We start from the raw sequence: 13,530 nt of genomic DNA, 5'->3' as shown, positions 1-13,530 counted from the left end.
GGACGATCCGTAGCGGGAACCGCGCGCCGTTATCACGTAGCGCCGTTGGCCGAGCTTCAGCGTCAAGCAGCCCTCGAGGATGTAGGCATGCTCCTCTTCCAGCCTACGCTCCGCCGCTGTACATGTCCGCCAGATAGACCCGCTTGGCGGCGTCGTCGCGCCGCGAGTACAGATACCGCCCGAAGGCTTGCCGCTCGTGATTGATTGCGGCCAGTTCCCAGACGCAGAAGGTCGCGCGATGCGGCCCCGGCAGCGGCAGCAGCGAAAAGTCGGGCTGGTCGGCCGTCTTGGCGTAGACCGTCTCCCACATCTCGTTGGCATTGCGCCACGAGCTTACCAGCAGGAAGTGAAAATCGCCGCCGCAGCGGTGGAGGATGACGAAACCCAGCTCGCCCTCGAGGCAGAGGCGCCCGGTCGCCGTCTCGGCTGCGAGGAAGCGTTGCGCCAGGGCGCGGGTCTCGCGCGCCACCGCAGCGTCCTGGTGGGCGATGTCGTACCATTTGAGCAGGCCGCCGCCGGCGGTGACGGGCGGCTCCGGCGCGACGGTCTTGGCGTGGTGGGAATAGCCCTCGAAATTGCCGAACGCCGAGATATCGGCTGGCTGTCCGCTCGCTGACTTCATCTGACTACCTCTCTCGCGCTACCCGGATTGGTGGCGCATTGGCCGCATGAAAAAAGCCCGGTGGGGCCACCGGGCTTCCAAACATGTGTCGTGCTGACCGTTTTCGCCAGCGTGCCAGGAAATCATCCTGACATTGCGAAACCGTGCGGAAGGTCAGTTTCCATCGATCTCGGCGCCAATGATGGCGATGGCCTGCTGGTAGACGCTGGCCGCATTCCAGCCCTGCAGCGCCCCGAAATTGGCCTGGCCGGGCTGATAGCCGCCGCCGGCGCTCCAGCCGTGGCCGCGCAGGAAGTTGGCCGTCGAGGCCAGCGCGTCGGCCTTGGAGCGGATCATGTCGATGCGCCCGTTGCCGTCGCCGTCGACGCCGAACTTGAGCACGTTGACCGGCAGGAACTGGGTCTGGCCGATCTCGCCGTGCGCGGCGCCAATGGCGCTGGGAGAAAGATTGCCGTTCTGGATCAGTTTCAGTGCGGCATAGAGCTGGTCGGTGAAGTACTCCGAGCGGCGGCAGTCGTATGCGAGTGTGGCGACGGCCGACAGCGTGTGCTGGTTGCCCATGAAGCCGCCGAAGCCGGTCTCCATGCCCCAGATGGCGATCAGCGGGCCGGCAGGCACGCCGTAGCTGGCCTCGATGCTCTCGAACAGGGCCGCATTCTGCTTCTTGATGGTCTTGCCCTTGGAAGCGATCGCCTTGCCGCCGCGCTTGATCATGAATTGGTCGAGCGACAGCTTGAAGCTCTTCTGGTTGCGGTCGGCAAAGATCGTCTTGGTTGCATAGGTCGTCTGGGACAGGGCGTCGAGCGCCTTGCCCTGGATGCCATTGGCCGCCGCTTCCTGCGCGAACTGCGCCTTCCACGCGTCGAATCCGCCCTTGTCGTTGCCGCAAGGGGCAGCAAGCGCGACGCTCGCGGTGGCCGCCAGCATGGCGGAAGCCGCAGCAAAAGTCTTCACTCTGGCAAATACTGCCATGCCGTTCTCCTGATGCCTGAATCGTGAACCCTTGGGAGGGATGTTGCCAGCCAAACGCTCTCTTGTCATCGTTAAGAAGGCGTTCATGTCCCCGCCAGCATGCAATGGCTGGTGGCAAAAAACTCGCATACGATCAAGCTGTGAATGTGGCGAGAGGGGGAAAATCGATGGAAGATGTCGATGTCGTGATCATCGGGGCAGGTTCTGCCGGTCTTTCGGCGGCAAAAGTCCTGCGCAACGCCGGCCTCAACTTCCGGCTGCTGGAAGCCATGGACCGCATCGGCGGACGCGCCTGGACCAGCGACGCGCATTTCGGCGTGCCTTTCGATATCGGCTGCGCCTGGCTGCATGCCGCGGACCGCAATCCCTATTTCCCCGAGGCCCAGGTCTCCGGCTGGACGCTGCATCATCACGACATGAACATCGATCATCTCTACTATCGCGGGCGAAAGGCCAGCGAGGCGGAGGAGGCACAGGTCAAGGCGGCCGATGCCGCTATCGCGGCGCTCATGGAAAGCCACTCCGGTGACGACGATCGCCTGGGCGCGCTGCTGGCCAAAGGGCGCTCGTCGCGCGCCGCCGCGACCTTCTCGGGCCCGATGGATTTCGGTTCCGATGAGGACGAGATTTCCATCGCCGATTTCAAGGCGGCGGCGGATCTCGACCCGAACTACTTCACCTGGGAGGGCTACGGCGCGCTGGTGGCGCGCTTCGGCGCGGACGTGCCGGTGGAGCTGTCGACGCCGGTGAAGCGGATCCACTGGGACGGTCCGGGTGTCGCGTGCGAGACCGAGCGCGGCACCTTGCAGGCCCGCGCGGCGATCGTCACGGCTTCCCCGGCGGTGCTCGCCTTCGAGGAGATCGCCTTCTCGCCGGCATTGCCGGACGCGCATATGACGGCGTTCTTCGACCTGCCCATGGGCATGCTGACCAAGCTGCCGCTCGAGATCCGCGGCACGCGCCTGGGCCTGAAGCCCTTCGATGACCTCCTGGTCGAGCGCGTAGCGCGCCACGACATCTATTTCCTCTGCTTTCCTTTCGATCTCGACCTGATGGTCGGTTTCATCGGCGGCGATTTCGCCTGGGAGATGTCGGCTGCGGGAGAGGCCGCCGGCATCGACTTTGCCGTCGACCGTCTGTGCGAACTGTTCGGCAACGACAGCCGCAGGCATGTCGGCCGCGCCATGATGACCGACTGGGGGGCCGAGCGATATGTCCGCGGTGCCTATGCGGCGGCACGGCCGGGACGAGCCGAGGCGCGTTCCATCCTCGCGCAGCCGGTCGCCGACCGGATCTATTTCGCCGGGGAGCACCTTGCCGGACCGCTGATCCAGACCTGCGGCGGAGCCCGCCTGTCGGGCGAGCAGGTGGCCCGGCAGGTCGTGGGGCAGCTGCAGCGATGAGATTTCTGCCGCCTGCCGCAAGAAAATGGAACAAATCGTGAGCCTTCGGCAGCGGAACTGACCGTTGCCCGGCCCGTTTTCGATCCGAGGGGTCAAGCAAACGGAGAAGAACGATGAAGCATTCGTTGTTCCTGCCCGCTACATTGGGCGCGTTCCTGGCACTTTCGGGCGCGGCTTTTGCCGAGACCGCGGTTTCAGCTACCGCTGATCTCAATGTGAGGGCCGGGCCTGGGCCGCAATACCCGGTCATCGGCGTGATTGCGGCAGGCCAGTCCACAATCCTTCGCGGCTGTCTCGACAACAGCAAATGGTGCTCGATCTCGGAATCCGGCGGTGAAGGCTGGGTCTACGCCGATTACCTGGTCGGCGATTTCGGTGGCCAGCAGGTGGTGCTTTCGCAGCGCCCGGCGGATTCCGGTGTCGTCATGGTCGATCGGCCAAAAGGTGGCGGTGATACGGGCGCCGTTGTCGGCGGCGTCACCGGTGCCATCGCTGGCGCTGTGATCGGCGGACCGGTCGGTGCGGCCGTTGGCGGCGGTGCCGGCGTGATCGCGGGCGGTGCGACCGGTACCGCGATCGATCCGCCCGGCGAGGTCCGCACCTATGTGGCCAGCCGGCCGCTAGAACCGGTCTATCTGGACGGTGAGGTCGTGGTGGGCGCGAGTCTGCCCGAGACGGTCCAGCTGGCAGCAATCCCCGACTACCAGTACCGTTACGTCTATGTGAACAACCAGCCCGTCCTGGTGGATCCCTCCACGCGCCGCATCGTCTATGTGATGCGCTAGGATGGCCAAGGTAATGCGATCAGGCTGCCGGGCGGATGTCCGGCAGCCGCGCCTTTCACACATGCACCTGTCCCAGGCTGCCTTCGGCCGCGTCGTCATAGGGGCGCAGCGAGGCGTAGAGCAGCCAACCGTAGAAACCCGCCACGCCAAGCATGATGAGCCACCCCGGCAACGGCCCAAGGGCCGCATTTCGCAGGACTTCGCGCAGCGACGAAACCAGCCCCCCGGTGGCACCTTCGGCCTGCAGTTGCGGGGTGGAGATCTTCAGCACCCAGGCCAACAGCAGGATCAGGAACATCCAGATGTAGTTGCGCCTCAGCCGCCGCGAAAACGCGTCCGCATAGGATATGCGGAACTGCGGGTCGCGCAGGCTTTCGCCGAGCATCTGCCGCCAGTTCACGGCCTCGCCGATGACCGGCGCGAAGATCGGTGCGAAATAGTAGCGCTCGAAGGTGCGGACCCGGGAGCGGTAGACGTCGAAGAAGCGGTAGCGGCGTGCCTCGATCCACAGGAGCAGGAAGACCAGCAGCATGGCGAACAGGAGCACGCCATGATGCGCGTTGGGGGTGGACAGCGATACCGACAACATCGCCGCCACCACTGTGATCGCCCAGTTGCTGGTGCGGTCGATGCGATCGCGCCAGCCGGCCATCCGGGCCATCTCGGCGCGGTGGTAGTGCGCCATGGTGTTGACGATCTCGGTCGAGGTCAGCGGCAGCAGCGCACTCTGCTGGAGGACATCGGGCTTTGTTGCTTCCTGCATGACAACCTCCCTGGAACCGCTTCGGCGGCTATGCCCTGCATTTCCACCCGTGAAGCATAGCGAGGGCGGCATCCCAATCCCGCCAGGGCGTTTAGTCTATACTCCCATCCGCGGGAGAGCCCGCAAAACCGATACCGCAGGTACGGGTCGCCCTGGCGGACATCGTATGTCGGCCCGGCCGGCTCGAAAATGCCGGCAAAGCTTGACTCCTCGGCCATTTTCCTGTCTACAGCCCTCGAAATTCCGCGAAGAGTTCCACTCCGAGCGGCCGACCGGGACACCCAAGTGGTTGTCGAACGATCCCGGAGGCCAACACCCGGCAGCGCGATGCGCCCCCGGGTGCTTTTTGGTTTTGGCCGCATGATTGGTTTGGCGCTTGGGCGCGGAGGCATTACTTCTCGGCCAAAGCTGGTTTGTCCGAGAAAGGGAAAGTCGAATGTTTGAATCGCTGCAAGAGCGGCTTGGATCGATCCTGAACGGCCTCACCGGCCGTGGCGCGCTGTCGGAGGCCGATGTTTCGGCAGCCCTGCGCGAGGTCCGTCGCGCCCTGCTCGAGGCCGACGTCGCGCTCGAGGTCGTCCGTTCGTTCACCGACCGGGTGCGCGAGAAGGCCGTTGGCGCCGCGGTTCTGAAGTCGATCAAGCCCGGGCAGATGGTCGTCAAGATCGTCCATGACGAGTTGGTCGAGATGCTTGGTGCCGAAGGCGTCGCCGTCGACCTCAACGCACCGGCGCCCGTCGTCATCATGATGGTCGGCCTGCAGGGCTCGGGCAAGACGACGACCACCGCCAAGATCGCCAAGCGGCTGACCGAGCGCCAGGGCAAGAAGGTGCTGATGGCCTCGCTCGACACGCGGCGGCCTGCCGCGCAGGAGCAGCTGCGCCAGCTCGGCGAGCAGACCAAGGTCGCGACCCTGCCGATCATCGCCGGCCAGTCGCCGGTCGACATCGCCAAGCGTTCCGTCCAGGCGGCCAAGCTCGGCGGCCATGACGTCGTCATCCTCGACACCGCCGGCCGCACCCATATCGACGAGCCGCTGATGGTCGAGATGGCCGACATCCGCAAGGTGTCGGACCCGCACGAAATCCTGCTTGTCGCCGACTCGCTGACCGGTCAGGACGCCGTCAACCTCGCCAAGAATTTCGACGATCGCGTCGGCATCACCGGCCTGGTGCTCACCCGCATGGACGGCGACGGCCGCGGCGGCGCGGCGCTGTCGATGCGCGCCGTCACCGGCAAGCCGATCAAGCTCATCGGCGTCGGCGAAAAGATGGATGCGCTGGAGGAGTTCTATCCCAAGCGCATCGCCGACCGCATCCTCGGTATGGGCGACATCGTCAGCCTCGTCGAGAAGGCTGCCGAGACCATCGACGCGGAAAAGGCCGCGGCGATGGCCAAGAAGATGCAGTCGGGCAAGTTCGACCTGAACGATCTCGCCGACCAGCTTGGCCAGATGCAGAAGATGGGCGGCATGGGCGGCATCATGGGCATGATGCCCGGCATGGGCAAGATGAAGGACCAGATGGCGGCGGCCGGCCTGGACGACAAGATGTTCGGCCGCCAGTTGGCCATCATCTCGTCGATGACCAAGGCCGAGCGCGCCAACCCCGACATCCTCAAGCATTCGCGCAAGAAGCGCATCGCGTCCGGCTCCGGCACCGATGCGGCCGAGATCAACAAGCTGCTCAAGATGCACCGCCAGATGGCCGACATGATGAAAGCCATGGGCGGCAAGGGCAAGGGCGGCGGCCTCATGCGCGGCATGATGGGCGGCCTCGCCCAGAAGATGGGCCTCGGCGGCATGATGCCCGGCGGCGGCATGCCGGACCTCTCCAAGATGGACCCCAAGCAGCTCGAAGCGCTGAAGAAGCAGGCGGAAGCCGCTGGTCTCGGCCAGGGCCTCAAGGGACTTCCGGGAGGCGGCTTGCCCGGTCTTGGCGGTGGCGGTCTTCCCGGCGTGCCGGGCGGAATGAAGCTTCCGGGCCTCGGCGGCGGCCTGCCTGGCCTTGGCAAGAAGAAGTGAGGAGGGCGCGATGACCGGCATCACCCCGCAGGCACAGCTCCAGGAACTGCGCGCTTCGATCGACAACATCGACGCGGCGCTGATCCACATGCTGGCCGAGCGCTTCCGCTGCACCAAGGCTGTGGGCGTGCTCAAGGCCACCCACGGCTTGCCGCCGGCCGATCCGGCGCGTGAGCAGACGCAGATCGCGCGCCTGCGCCGGCTTGCCGACGAGGCGCATCTCGACCCCGATTTCGCGGAGAAGTTCCTCAACTTCATCATCCGCGAGGTGATCCGTCACCACGAAATGCTGGCCGCCGAACACAACGGCGCGTCGGACAAGACTACCTCCGCCTGACGGCGGAACAGACTGAAGACCAGAAACAACCCAAGACAGAACCATCCCAGGAGAAAAAAATGTCCCTCAAGATCCGTCTGGCCCGCGCCGGCTCGAAGAAGCGCCCCTACTACCACATCGTCGTTGCCGACGCCCGCAGCCCGCGTGACGGCCGCTTCATCGAGGCGATCGGCGCCTGGAACCCGCTGCTGCCCAAGGATGGCGACCGCGTGAAGCTCGACGCCGACCGCGCCAAGCACTGGCTGTCGAACGGCGCCCTGCCGACCGACCGCGTTGCCCGCTTCCTCGACCAGGCTGGCGTCGTGAAGCGCGAAGTTCGTTCGAACCCGACCAAGGGCGAGCCGGGCAAGAAGGCCCAGGAGCGCCTGGCTGCCCTGAAGAAGGCCCAGGACGATGCCGCCGCGGCGATCGCTGCAGCCGCTGCTGCTCCGGCCGAGGCTTCGGCCGAGTAATCTGCCTGCCAAAGGCATATCGCGAACGGCGGGCCGAAAGGTCCGCCGTTTTGCTTTTGGGGCGCCGACAAAGTCTCGGTGGTGGACGCCGGACTTGACCCGGCAAGCCGCCACGGTCACCTCTTCTCGACAGGCAGAGTGGGTATCGCTATGTCAGCGACAAAGTCCGCCATCAACGAGGAAGGAATTTCGGAGCCCTTCGTGGCGACCGAAGCGCCACTCGATCCATTCTCCCATGGCGAGCGGTTCGGTTCGAGCTTCCGGCATCTGTCCAGCTTCGCCGGCGGCACTCATGTCGGCGCGGCGCTCGAGGAGCTGGCGCCGGGCAAGGAGACCAACCCGTCGCACCACAAGCCCGACGTCATGCTCGCGTAATCGCCGGACCAGCCGTTGGGCCGGTCAGCCGCGCTCGAATTTCAGGCGACGGCAGAGATCGTCCAGCTGTTCGAGCGAACGGTAGGCGACGCGCAGTTCGCCACCGCCCTTGTCCTTGTGCGCGATCGAAATCTTCATGCCGACCACGTCGCTCAGGAGCTTCTCCAGCGCGACCGTATCGGGATCCTTCTCGAGCGGATTTCGCTGCTTCTGCTCGGCGCTTGCGGATACCGGCATCTGCGCCAGCGCCTCGGCCTGGCGCACCGACAGTCCGTCCTCCACGATGCGCTTGGCGAGGCCCACGGGATCTTCCGCGGTGATCAGCGCGCGCGCATGGCCGGCCGACAGCTCGCCATTGACCAGCATGTCGCGCACCACGTCCGGCAGCTTCAGCAAGCGCAGCGTGTTGGCGACGTGGCTCCGGCTCTTGCCGATCACCTGCCCGAGATCCGCCTGGGTGTAGTTGTGGTCGTCGATGAGCTGCTGATAGCCGAGCGCCTCTTCGATGGCGTTGAGATCGGTGCGCTGGACGTTCTCGATGATGGCGAGTTCGAGCGCGGTGCGATCGTTGACCTCGCGGACGATGACCGGGATCTCGTTGACGCCGGCGCGTTGCGCGGCACGCCATCGGCGCTCGCCGGCGATGATTTCATAACGCCCGGCCTGCGCCGCGGGGCGCACGACCACCGGCTGGACGAGTCCATGCTCCCTGATGGACTGGGCGAGATCGGCGAGGTCCGCCTCGGCGAAGTGACGACGCGGATTGCGCGGGTTGGGACTGACGAATTCGATCGGCACGCGTCCGTCGGCCAGCGCTGCCGGTTTTTCCGGCGCGACCGGCTTGTCCATCTCGCCGATCAGGGCTGCGAGGCCTCGTCCGAGCCGCTTTCTGGAAAGGTCTTCGCTCATTTTCTTGTTCTTTTCCGGATTGTTTCGTTACCGAATCGGTCTACGCCGCCCGCAATTTACGTTCGCGCCTGATCACCTCCGACGCCAGCTGAAGGTAGGCCTGGCTGCCGGAACATTTGAGATCGTAGAGGATCGCCGGCTTTCCATACGACGGCGCCTCCGAGATGCGCACATTGCGCGGGATCACCGTCTCGTAGACCTTCTCGCCCATATGGGCGCGCACGTCCTCGACCACCTGGTTGGCCAGATTGTTGCGGCCGTCGAACATGGTCAGCACGATGCCCTGGATCGAAAGGTCCGGGTTGATGGTTTGCCGGACCTGATCCACCGTCTCAAGCAACTGACTCAAACCTTCGAGCGCAAAGAACTCGCACTGCAACGGAACCAGCACCGAGTCGGCAGCAGCCATCGAGTTCAGCGTCAACAGGTTGAGCGACGGCGGGCAATCGATCAGCACGTAGCTGTAGTTGGCCGAACGCGCGGCAGCAGCGCGCAGCGCGTTGCGCAACTTCAGCACGCGATCCGGCTGCGCGGCGATTTCCATCTCGATTCCAAGGAGATCGAGCGTCGAGGGAACCAAGGAGAGACCCGGCACCGCCGTCTCCATGGCGGCCTGCTCGATCTCCAGCTCTCCCGTCAGCACGTCGTAGGACGACACGCTGCGGTCGCGGCGGTCGATGCCCAGGCCAGTGCTGGCATTGCCCTGCGGATCGAGGTCGATGATGAGAACACGCTCGCCGATTGCAGCCAGCGCAGTCGCCAAGTTGATCGCGGTGGTCGTCTTGCCGACCCCGCCTTTCTGATTGGCAATGGTGATGATTCTTGGTCCGGTCTTCATGGCTCGACTGCTATTTTCCGTCTCGGCGTCGCAGATCAGGCGCGACGCAGGTTCCGAATCTCGAGAATTACTCCCTGCGCGTCGGTCAGGCTGGGATGTTCTACCAGATCGAATCTCCAGCTGGGAGCGCTATCCTGGATTTCCTGCCGGTAATCCCGGCCTTTGTGAAACAGGGCCGTCGTTCCGGTCTCCAGCCAGGGCGAAGAAAGCTCGAGCAGCAGCGGCAGAGGCGCCAAGGCACGCGCACTCAGGACATCCGGAGCGCGAATCACGCCATGAACATCTTCGATTCGCTTCGCATGCACCCGGGCGGGCAGCGCCAACTCGCCAACGACCGCTTGCAGGAAGCTGGCCTTCTTGCGGTTGCTTTCCACCAGATCGATCGAGGCGCCAGGGCGACCGGCGATCATCGAGGCGATGATCAGGCCAGGGAAACCGCCACCCGAGCCTATGTCCAGCCACCGCGCAGCGGCGCCGCCCAGCCGCACCACCTGCGCGCTGTCGAGGATATGACGCTCCCAGACGTCGTCGAGCGTGGAGGGCGCGACGAGGTTTATCCGCTGTGCCCATTTGCGGAACACACGCTCAAATGCCGCAAGCCGATCGAATGTTTCACGTGAAACTGGCCCGGCGACATCCTGCAACCGGGCGTAGGCACTGTCTTTCACGCGGCACCCCTGTTTTCCGCCTCGGCATTGCGGACATGAGCCAGGATGATGGCAAGAGCTGCAGGAGTCATGCCGTCGATACGCTGTGCCTCGGCCAGCGACCGGGGTCGGCGCAAGCGCATTTTCTGCCTCAACTCATTGGAGAGCCCGGGAACCGACTCGAAATCAAGTGCTTCGGGAATGATTCTCTCTTCTTCCTTGAGGATCAGCGCTGCATCGGCTTTCTGACGGTCGAGATAGACCGAATATTTCGCCTCCGTTTCAAGCGCTTCGGCCGTCTTGGTGTCGAGCGACTTCAATTCAGGCTCGATCGATGCCAGATTGGCAATATCGATATTGGGGTAGGCGAGAAGTTCATACAGCGAACGCTTGATACCATCGAGATTGACTTCGATGCCGTGCCGCCGCGCTTCGTTTGGAGAGAGCGTGCGCGATTTGGCCAGGGCTCGCGCCCGCTCGACCCGCGCGACCATCTCGCCATAGCGCGCGCTACGTTCGCCGGAAGCGACCCCGAGTTCAATGGCCAGGGGCGTCAGCCGCTCATCGGCGTTGTCCGCCCGCAGCGACAGGCGGAATTCGGCGCGCGAGGTGAACATCCGATATGGCTCGCTGATGCCGCGGCTGGTCAGATCGTCGATCATCACCCCGATATAGGCCTGGGCGCGGCTGAAGACGAGCTGCTCGGCGCCTCCGGCCCTGCGCGCAGCGTTGAGGCCGGCGACCAATCCCTGCGCGCCCGCCTCTTCATATCCAGTCGTGCCGTTGATCTGGCCGGCCAGGTAGAGCCCTGTGACACGCTTGGTCTCGAGCGTCGGTTCCAATTCGCGCGGATCTACATGGTCGTATTCGATCGCATAGCCCGGCTGTAGCATCACGGCCGTTTCCAGCCCGGGGATCGACTTGAGGATGTCGAGCTGAACGTCTTCCGGGAGCGAGGTCGAGATGCCGTTCGGGTAGACCGTGTCGTCGTCGAGCCCTTCTGGTTCCAGGAAGATCTGGTGCCCATCCCGGTCGCCGAACTTGACGATCTTGTCCTCGATCGACGGACAGTAGCGTGGCCCCACGCCTTCGATCGACCCGGAGTACATGGCCGAACGGCCAAGATTTTCACGGATGATGCTGTGCGTGCGCTCGGTCGTGCGGGTGATGCCGCATTCGATCTGCGGATTTGCCAGCCGGTCGGTCAGCAGCGAAAAGGGCACCGGATCCTCGTCCGCCGCCTGCTTTTCGAGGGAAGCCCAATCGATCGTCTTGCCGTCGAGGCGCGGCGGGGTCCCCGTCTTCAGTCGTCCAAGCGCGAAACCGGCCCGCTTCAGCGTTTTCGACAGGCCTATCGAAGCCTGTTCGTTCATGCGACCGGCAGCGAATTTGCGCTCGCCGATATGGATGAGGCCGCGCAGGAACGTGCCGGTGGTCAGCACGATCGCCCCACAGTCGAGACGACGGCCGTCGGCGAGAACTACCGCCTGGACTCCGGACTGGTCGAGTACGAAATCGAAGACTTCGCCTTCGACGACGTCGAGGTTCGGCTGTTCGGCAATGGCAGCCTGCATGGCCAGGCGATAGAGCTTGCGGTCTGCCTGGGTGCGCGGGCCGCGGACCGCCGGACCCTTGCGTCGGTTGAGAAGGCGAAACTGGATGCCCGCCGCATCGGCCACCCGACCCATTAGGCCGTCCATCGCGTCAATCTCACGCACGAGGTGCCCCTTTCCGAGGCCGCCGATGGCCGGATTGCAGGACATCGTTCCGATCGTGTCGCACCGAAGGGTCACAAGCGCGGTCATGGCACCGGCGCGCGCCGATGCGGAAGCGGCTTCGCAGCCGGCATGCCCCCCACCGACCACGACGACGTCGTAGCGTTCGCTCATGAATCTCTCCTGAAATGCATGGCAGGACAGATGTCCCTTACGACACTGCCTGTCAAGGGAATCGCACAGGTGGTGGTTTCACGTGAAACAACCCAGCGGGGTGGCCGCCGGGCATTTCTTCAGTGTTTCACGTGAATCACGCAATGTCCGGCCGTTGTTTCACGTGAATCACTTGCCGATGCAAAACTGTGAAAAGATCACGTCGAGCAGATCTTCCACATCCACCGCACCGGAGATGCGACCTATCCGATCGCTCGCGAGACGCAGATTTTCAGCTTTGATCTCCAAGAATTGCGAGTCGGCTGCCAGGGCTTCACGCAGATAACCGGTAGCCTCTCTGAGCAGTTCGACATGCCGCAAGCGCGAAGGCAGCACTTCGCCTCGCTTGCCCACGGCCTGCCGCGCGCGCTCGCCAACCAAGTCCAGCAACGTGTCCAGGCCTTGGCCCGTGCGCGTCGATATTGCAACGTCGTAGCTGGAGAGATTGCCCGAACCTCCTTCGACCTGGTCGAGTTTGGTGCCCACCGTCACAACAGGCGTTTCTGCGGGCGCCTCTGCACTGCCGCGGGGCCCGGCAAGGTCCTCGAGGTAGAGGATGAGATCGGCCGATCTGGCCCTTTCCCGCGCCCTGGCGATACCAATTGCCTCGACTTTGCCTGCGGGTTCACGCAGGCCGGCCGTGTCCGTCACGCGGATCTTCACTCCATCCAGGTCGAGCGCCGCTTCGACGAGGTCGCGCGTCGTGCCCGGCTCGTCGGTGACGATCGCTACCTCACGCTTCAACAGGGCGTTCAGCAGGCTGGATTTGCCGGCATTGGGTGCCCCGAGTATGACCACGTCGAAACCGTCCCTGATCATCTCCGCCCTGCCGTAGCCGGCGATGTGCCGATCGATCTCGGCGACCAGCATTTCGACGTCGTGCCACACTTGGTCAGAGACCGATCCAGGCACGTCGGCCTCGTCGGCAAAATCCATCTCGGCTTCTATCATGGCGCGCGCGTGGATCAGTTGCTGCCGCCACGAGCGGTAGAGTTCGCTCTGGGCGCCGCCCGCGTTGAGGACTGCAAACTGCCGCTGCGCTTCCGTTTCCGAATTGATCAGGTCCGCGAGCGCCTCTGCCGCGAGCAGGTCCACCTTGCCGTTGAGAAATGCCCGCCTGGTGAACTCGCCTGCCTCCGCATGCCTGAATCCAGCCAGGCCGCTGACCGCGGCCAGCAGCGCCGAAACCACCGCCCTCCCGCCATGAACATGGAATTCGCCGCAATCCTCGCCGGTAAAACTGTTGGGACCTGGAAAGAAAAGCGTCAGGCCGTGGTCGATCAGCTCGCCGCCACTGCGCAAGGGGCCATAGTGCGCTCGCCTCGGGTTTGGAACGCTGCCGGCAATCGTTTCGAGAGCGAATCGAACCTGCGGGCCGGAGATGCGCACGATCGCCACGCCGGACGGGAGATGTCCGCTCGACAAGGCGACGATCGAATCGGTGAATTGCATTTGCTCGCCCTATGGAAGCGCCCT

At 64.4% G+C, this 13,530-nt stretch carries 14 protein-coding genes; 6 read left to right on the top strand and 8 right to left on the bottom strand.

Going from position 1 to position 13,530, the window contains the following annotated elements; genetic code table 11:
* Positions 1-103: 103 nt before the first annotated feature.
* Entirely contained in the window at positions 104-622 is a 519-nt protein-coding gene (locus tag PV773_RS07605) for a hypothetical protein (protein WP_347965755.1), read from the bottom strand.
* A 153-nt stretch (positions 623-775) separates the two neighbouring features.
* A complete protein-coding gene (locus PV773_RS07600) occupies positions 776-1,549 on the bottom strand; it encodes a lytic transglycosylase domain-containing protein (RefSeq protein WP_347965820.1) in 774 nt (257 codons plus the stop codon).
* 212 nt (positions 1,550-1,761) lie between these two features.
* Here PV773_RS07600 and PV773_RS07595 point away from each other — a divergent pair, with 212 nt between their 5' ends.
* Positions 1,762-2,997 (top strand): NAD(P)/FAD-dependent oxidoreductase, encoded by a 1,236-nt coding sequence (locus tag PV773_RS07595; RefSeq protein ID WP_347965754.1) that lies wholly within the window; start codon positions 1,762-1,764, stop codon positions 2,995-2,997.
* A gap of 113 nt (positions 2,998-3,110) precedes the next feature.
* Positions 3,111-3,782 carry a DUF1236 domain-containing protein gene (locus PV773_RS07590; protein ID WP_347965753.1) on the top strand — a complete coding sequence of 224 codons (672 nt, stop codon included), beginning with the start codon at positions 3,111-3,113 and terminating at the stop codon, positions 3,780-3,782.
* A gap of 55 nt (positions 3,783-3,837) precedes the next feature.
* On the opposite strand, the gene PV773_RS07585 is transcribed toward PV773_RS07590, so the two are convergent.
* Entirely contained in the window at positions 3,838-4,545 is a 708-nt protein-coding gene (locus tag PV773_RS07585; RefSeq protein WP_347965752.1) for a DUF2270 domain-containing protein, read from the bottom strand.
* Positions 4,546-4,981: 436 nt separating this feature from the next.
* On the opposite strand from PV773_RS07585, the gene ffh reads away from it, so the two are divergent.
* From ffh to PV773_RS07565, 4 genes are all read left to right on the top strand, one after another.
* Positions 4,982-6,568 carry a signal recognition particle protein gene (gene ffh, locus PV773_RS07580; protein WP_347965751.1) on the top strand — a complete coding sequence of 529 codons (1,587 nt, stop codon included), beginning with the start codon at positions 4,982-4,984 and terminating at the stop codon, positions 6,566-6,568.
* Positions 6,569-6,578: 10 nt separating this feature from the next.
* Complete coding sequence (locus PV773_RS07575) at positions 6,579-6,905, top strand: chorismate mutase (RefSeq protein ID WP_347965750.1); 327 nt, start codon at positions 6,579-6,581, stop codon at positions 6,903-6,905.
* 59 nt (positions 6,906-6,964) lie between these two features.
* On the top strand, positions 6,965-7,357 hold the full coding sequence (rpsP, locus tag PV773_RS07570; protein WP_347965749.1) for a 30S ribosomal protein S16: 393 nt from the start codon (positions 6,965-6,967) through the stop codon (positions 7,355-7,357).
* Between the two features lie 150 nt (positions 7,358-7,507).
* Positions 7,508-7,732 carry a hypothetical protein gene (locus tag PV773_RS07565; protein ID WP_347965748.1) on the top strand — a complete coding sequence of 75 codons (225 nt, stop codon included), beginning with the start codon at positions 7,508-7,510 and terminating at the stop codon, positions 7,730-7,732.
* Positions 7,733-7,756: 24 nt separating this feature from the next.
* Here the strand turns inward: PV773_RS07565 and PV773_RS07560 are convergent, their stop codons facing one another.
* The 5 genes from PV773_RS07560 to mnmE form a co-directional block, all read right to left on the bottom strand.
* Positions 7,757-8,641 (bottom strand): ParB/RepB/Spo0J family partition protein, encoded by an 885-nt coding sequence (locus PV773_RS07560; RefSeq protein WP_347965747.1) that lies wholly within the window; start codon positions 8,639-8,641, stop codon positions 7,757-7,759.
* Between the two features lie 40 nt (positions 8,642-8,681).
* On the bottom strand, positions 8,682-9,479 hold the full coding sequence (locus PV773_RS07555; protein WP_347965746.1) for a ParA family protein: 798 nt from the start codon (positions 9,477-9,479) through the stop codon (positions 8,682-8,684).
* A 35-nt stretch (positions 9,480-9,514) separates the two neighbouring features.
* Entirely contained in the window at positions 9,515-10,147 is a 633-nt protein-coding gene (rsmG, locus tag PV773_RS07550) for a 16S rRNA (guanine(527)-N(7))-methyltransferase RsmG (protein WP_347965745.1), read from the bottom strand.
* A complete protein-coding gene (gene mnmG, locus PV773_RS07545) occupies positions 10,144-12,015 on the bottom strand; it encodes a tRNA uridine-5-carboxymethylaminomethyl(34) synthesis enzyme MnmG (RefSeq protein WP_347965744.1) in 1,872 nt (623 codons plus the stop codon). Before mnmG ends, rsmG begins: the two co-directional genes overlap by 4 nt.
* Before the next feature lie 168 nt (positions 12,016-12,183).
* Entirely contained in the window at positions 12,184-13,506 is a 1,323-nt protein-coding gene (gene mnmE / locus PV773_RS07540) for a tRNA uridine-5-carboxymethylaminomethyl(34) synthesis GTPase MnmE (protein ID WP_347965743.1), read from the bottom strand.
* Positions 13,507-13,530 lie beyond the last annotated feature (24 nt).

This window comes from Mesorhizobium sp. CC13, assembly GCF_039907765.1.
Taxonomy (GTDB): Bacteria; Pseudomonadota; Alphaproteobacteria; order Rhizobiales; family Rhizobiaceae; genus Aminobacter.
This window is presented reverse-complemented; position numbering and strand designations above follow the sequence as displayed.

Coding starts and splice junctions, on each gene's coding strand:
- PV773_RS07605 (WP_347965755.1), bottom strand. CDS start 622: ATGAAGTCAGCGAGCGGACAGCCAGCCGATATCTCGGCGTTCGGCAAT.
- PV773_RS07600 (WP_347965820.1), bottom strand. CDS start 1,549: ATGCTGGCGGCCACCGCGAGCGTCGCGCTTGCTGCCCCTTGCGGCAAC.
- PV773_RS07595 (WP_347965754.1), top strand. CDS start 1,762: ATGGAAGATGTCGATGTCGTGATCATCGGGGCAGGTTCTGCCGGTCTT.
- PV773_RS07590 (WP_347965753.1), top strand. CDS start 3,111: ATGAAGCATTCGTTGTTCCTGCCCGCTACATTGGGCGCGTTCCTGGCA.
- PV773_RS07585 (WP_347965752.1), bottom strand. CDS start 4,545: ATGCAGGAAGCAACAAAGCCCGATGTCCTCCAGCAGAGTGCGCTGCTG.
- ffh (WP_347965751.1), top strand. CDS start 4,982: ATGTTTGAATCGCTGCAAGAGCGGCTTGGATCGATCCTGAACGGCCTC.
- PV773_RS07575 (WP_347965750.1), top strand. CDS start 6,579: ATGACCGGCATCACCCCGCAGGCACAGCTCCAGGAACTGCGCGCTTCG.
- rpsP (WP_347965749.1), top strand. CDS start 6,965: ATGTCCCTCAAGATCCGTCTGGCCCGCGCCGGCTCGAAGAAGCGCCCC.
- PV773_RS07565 (WP_347965748.1), top strand. CDS start 7,508: ATGTCAGCGACAAAGTCCGCCATCAACGAGGAAGGAATTTCGGAGCCC.
- PV773_RS07560 (WP_347965747.1), bottom strand. CDS start 8,641: ATGAGCGAAGACCTTTCCAGAAAGCGGCTCGGACGAGGCCTCGCAGCC.
- PV773_RS07555 (WP_347965746.1), bottom strand. CDS start 9,479: ATGAAGACCGGACCAAGAATCATCACCATTGCCAATCAGAAAGGCGGG.
- mnmG (WP_347965744.1), bottom strand. CDS start 12,015: ATGAGCGAACGCTACGACGTCGTCGTGGTCGGTGGGGGGCATGCCGGC.
- mnmE (WP_347965743.1), bottom strand. CDS start 13,506: ATGCAATTCACCGATTCGATCGTCGCCTTGTCGAGCGGACATCTCCCG.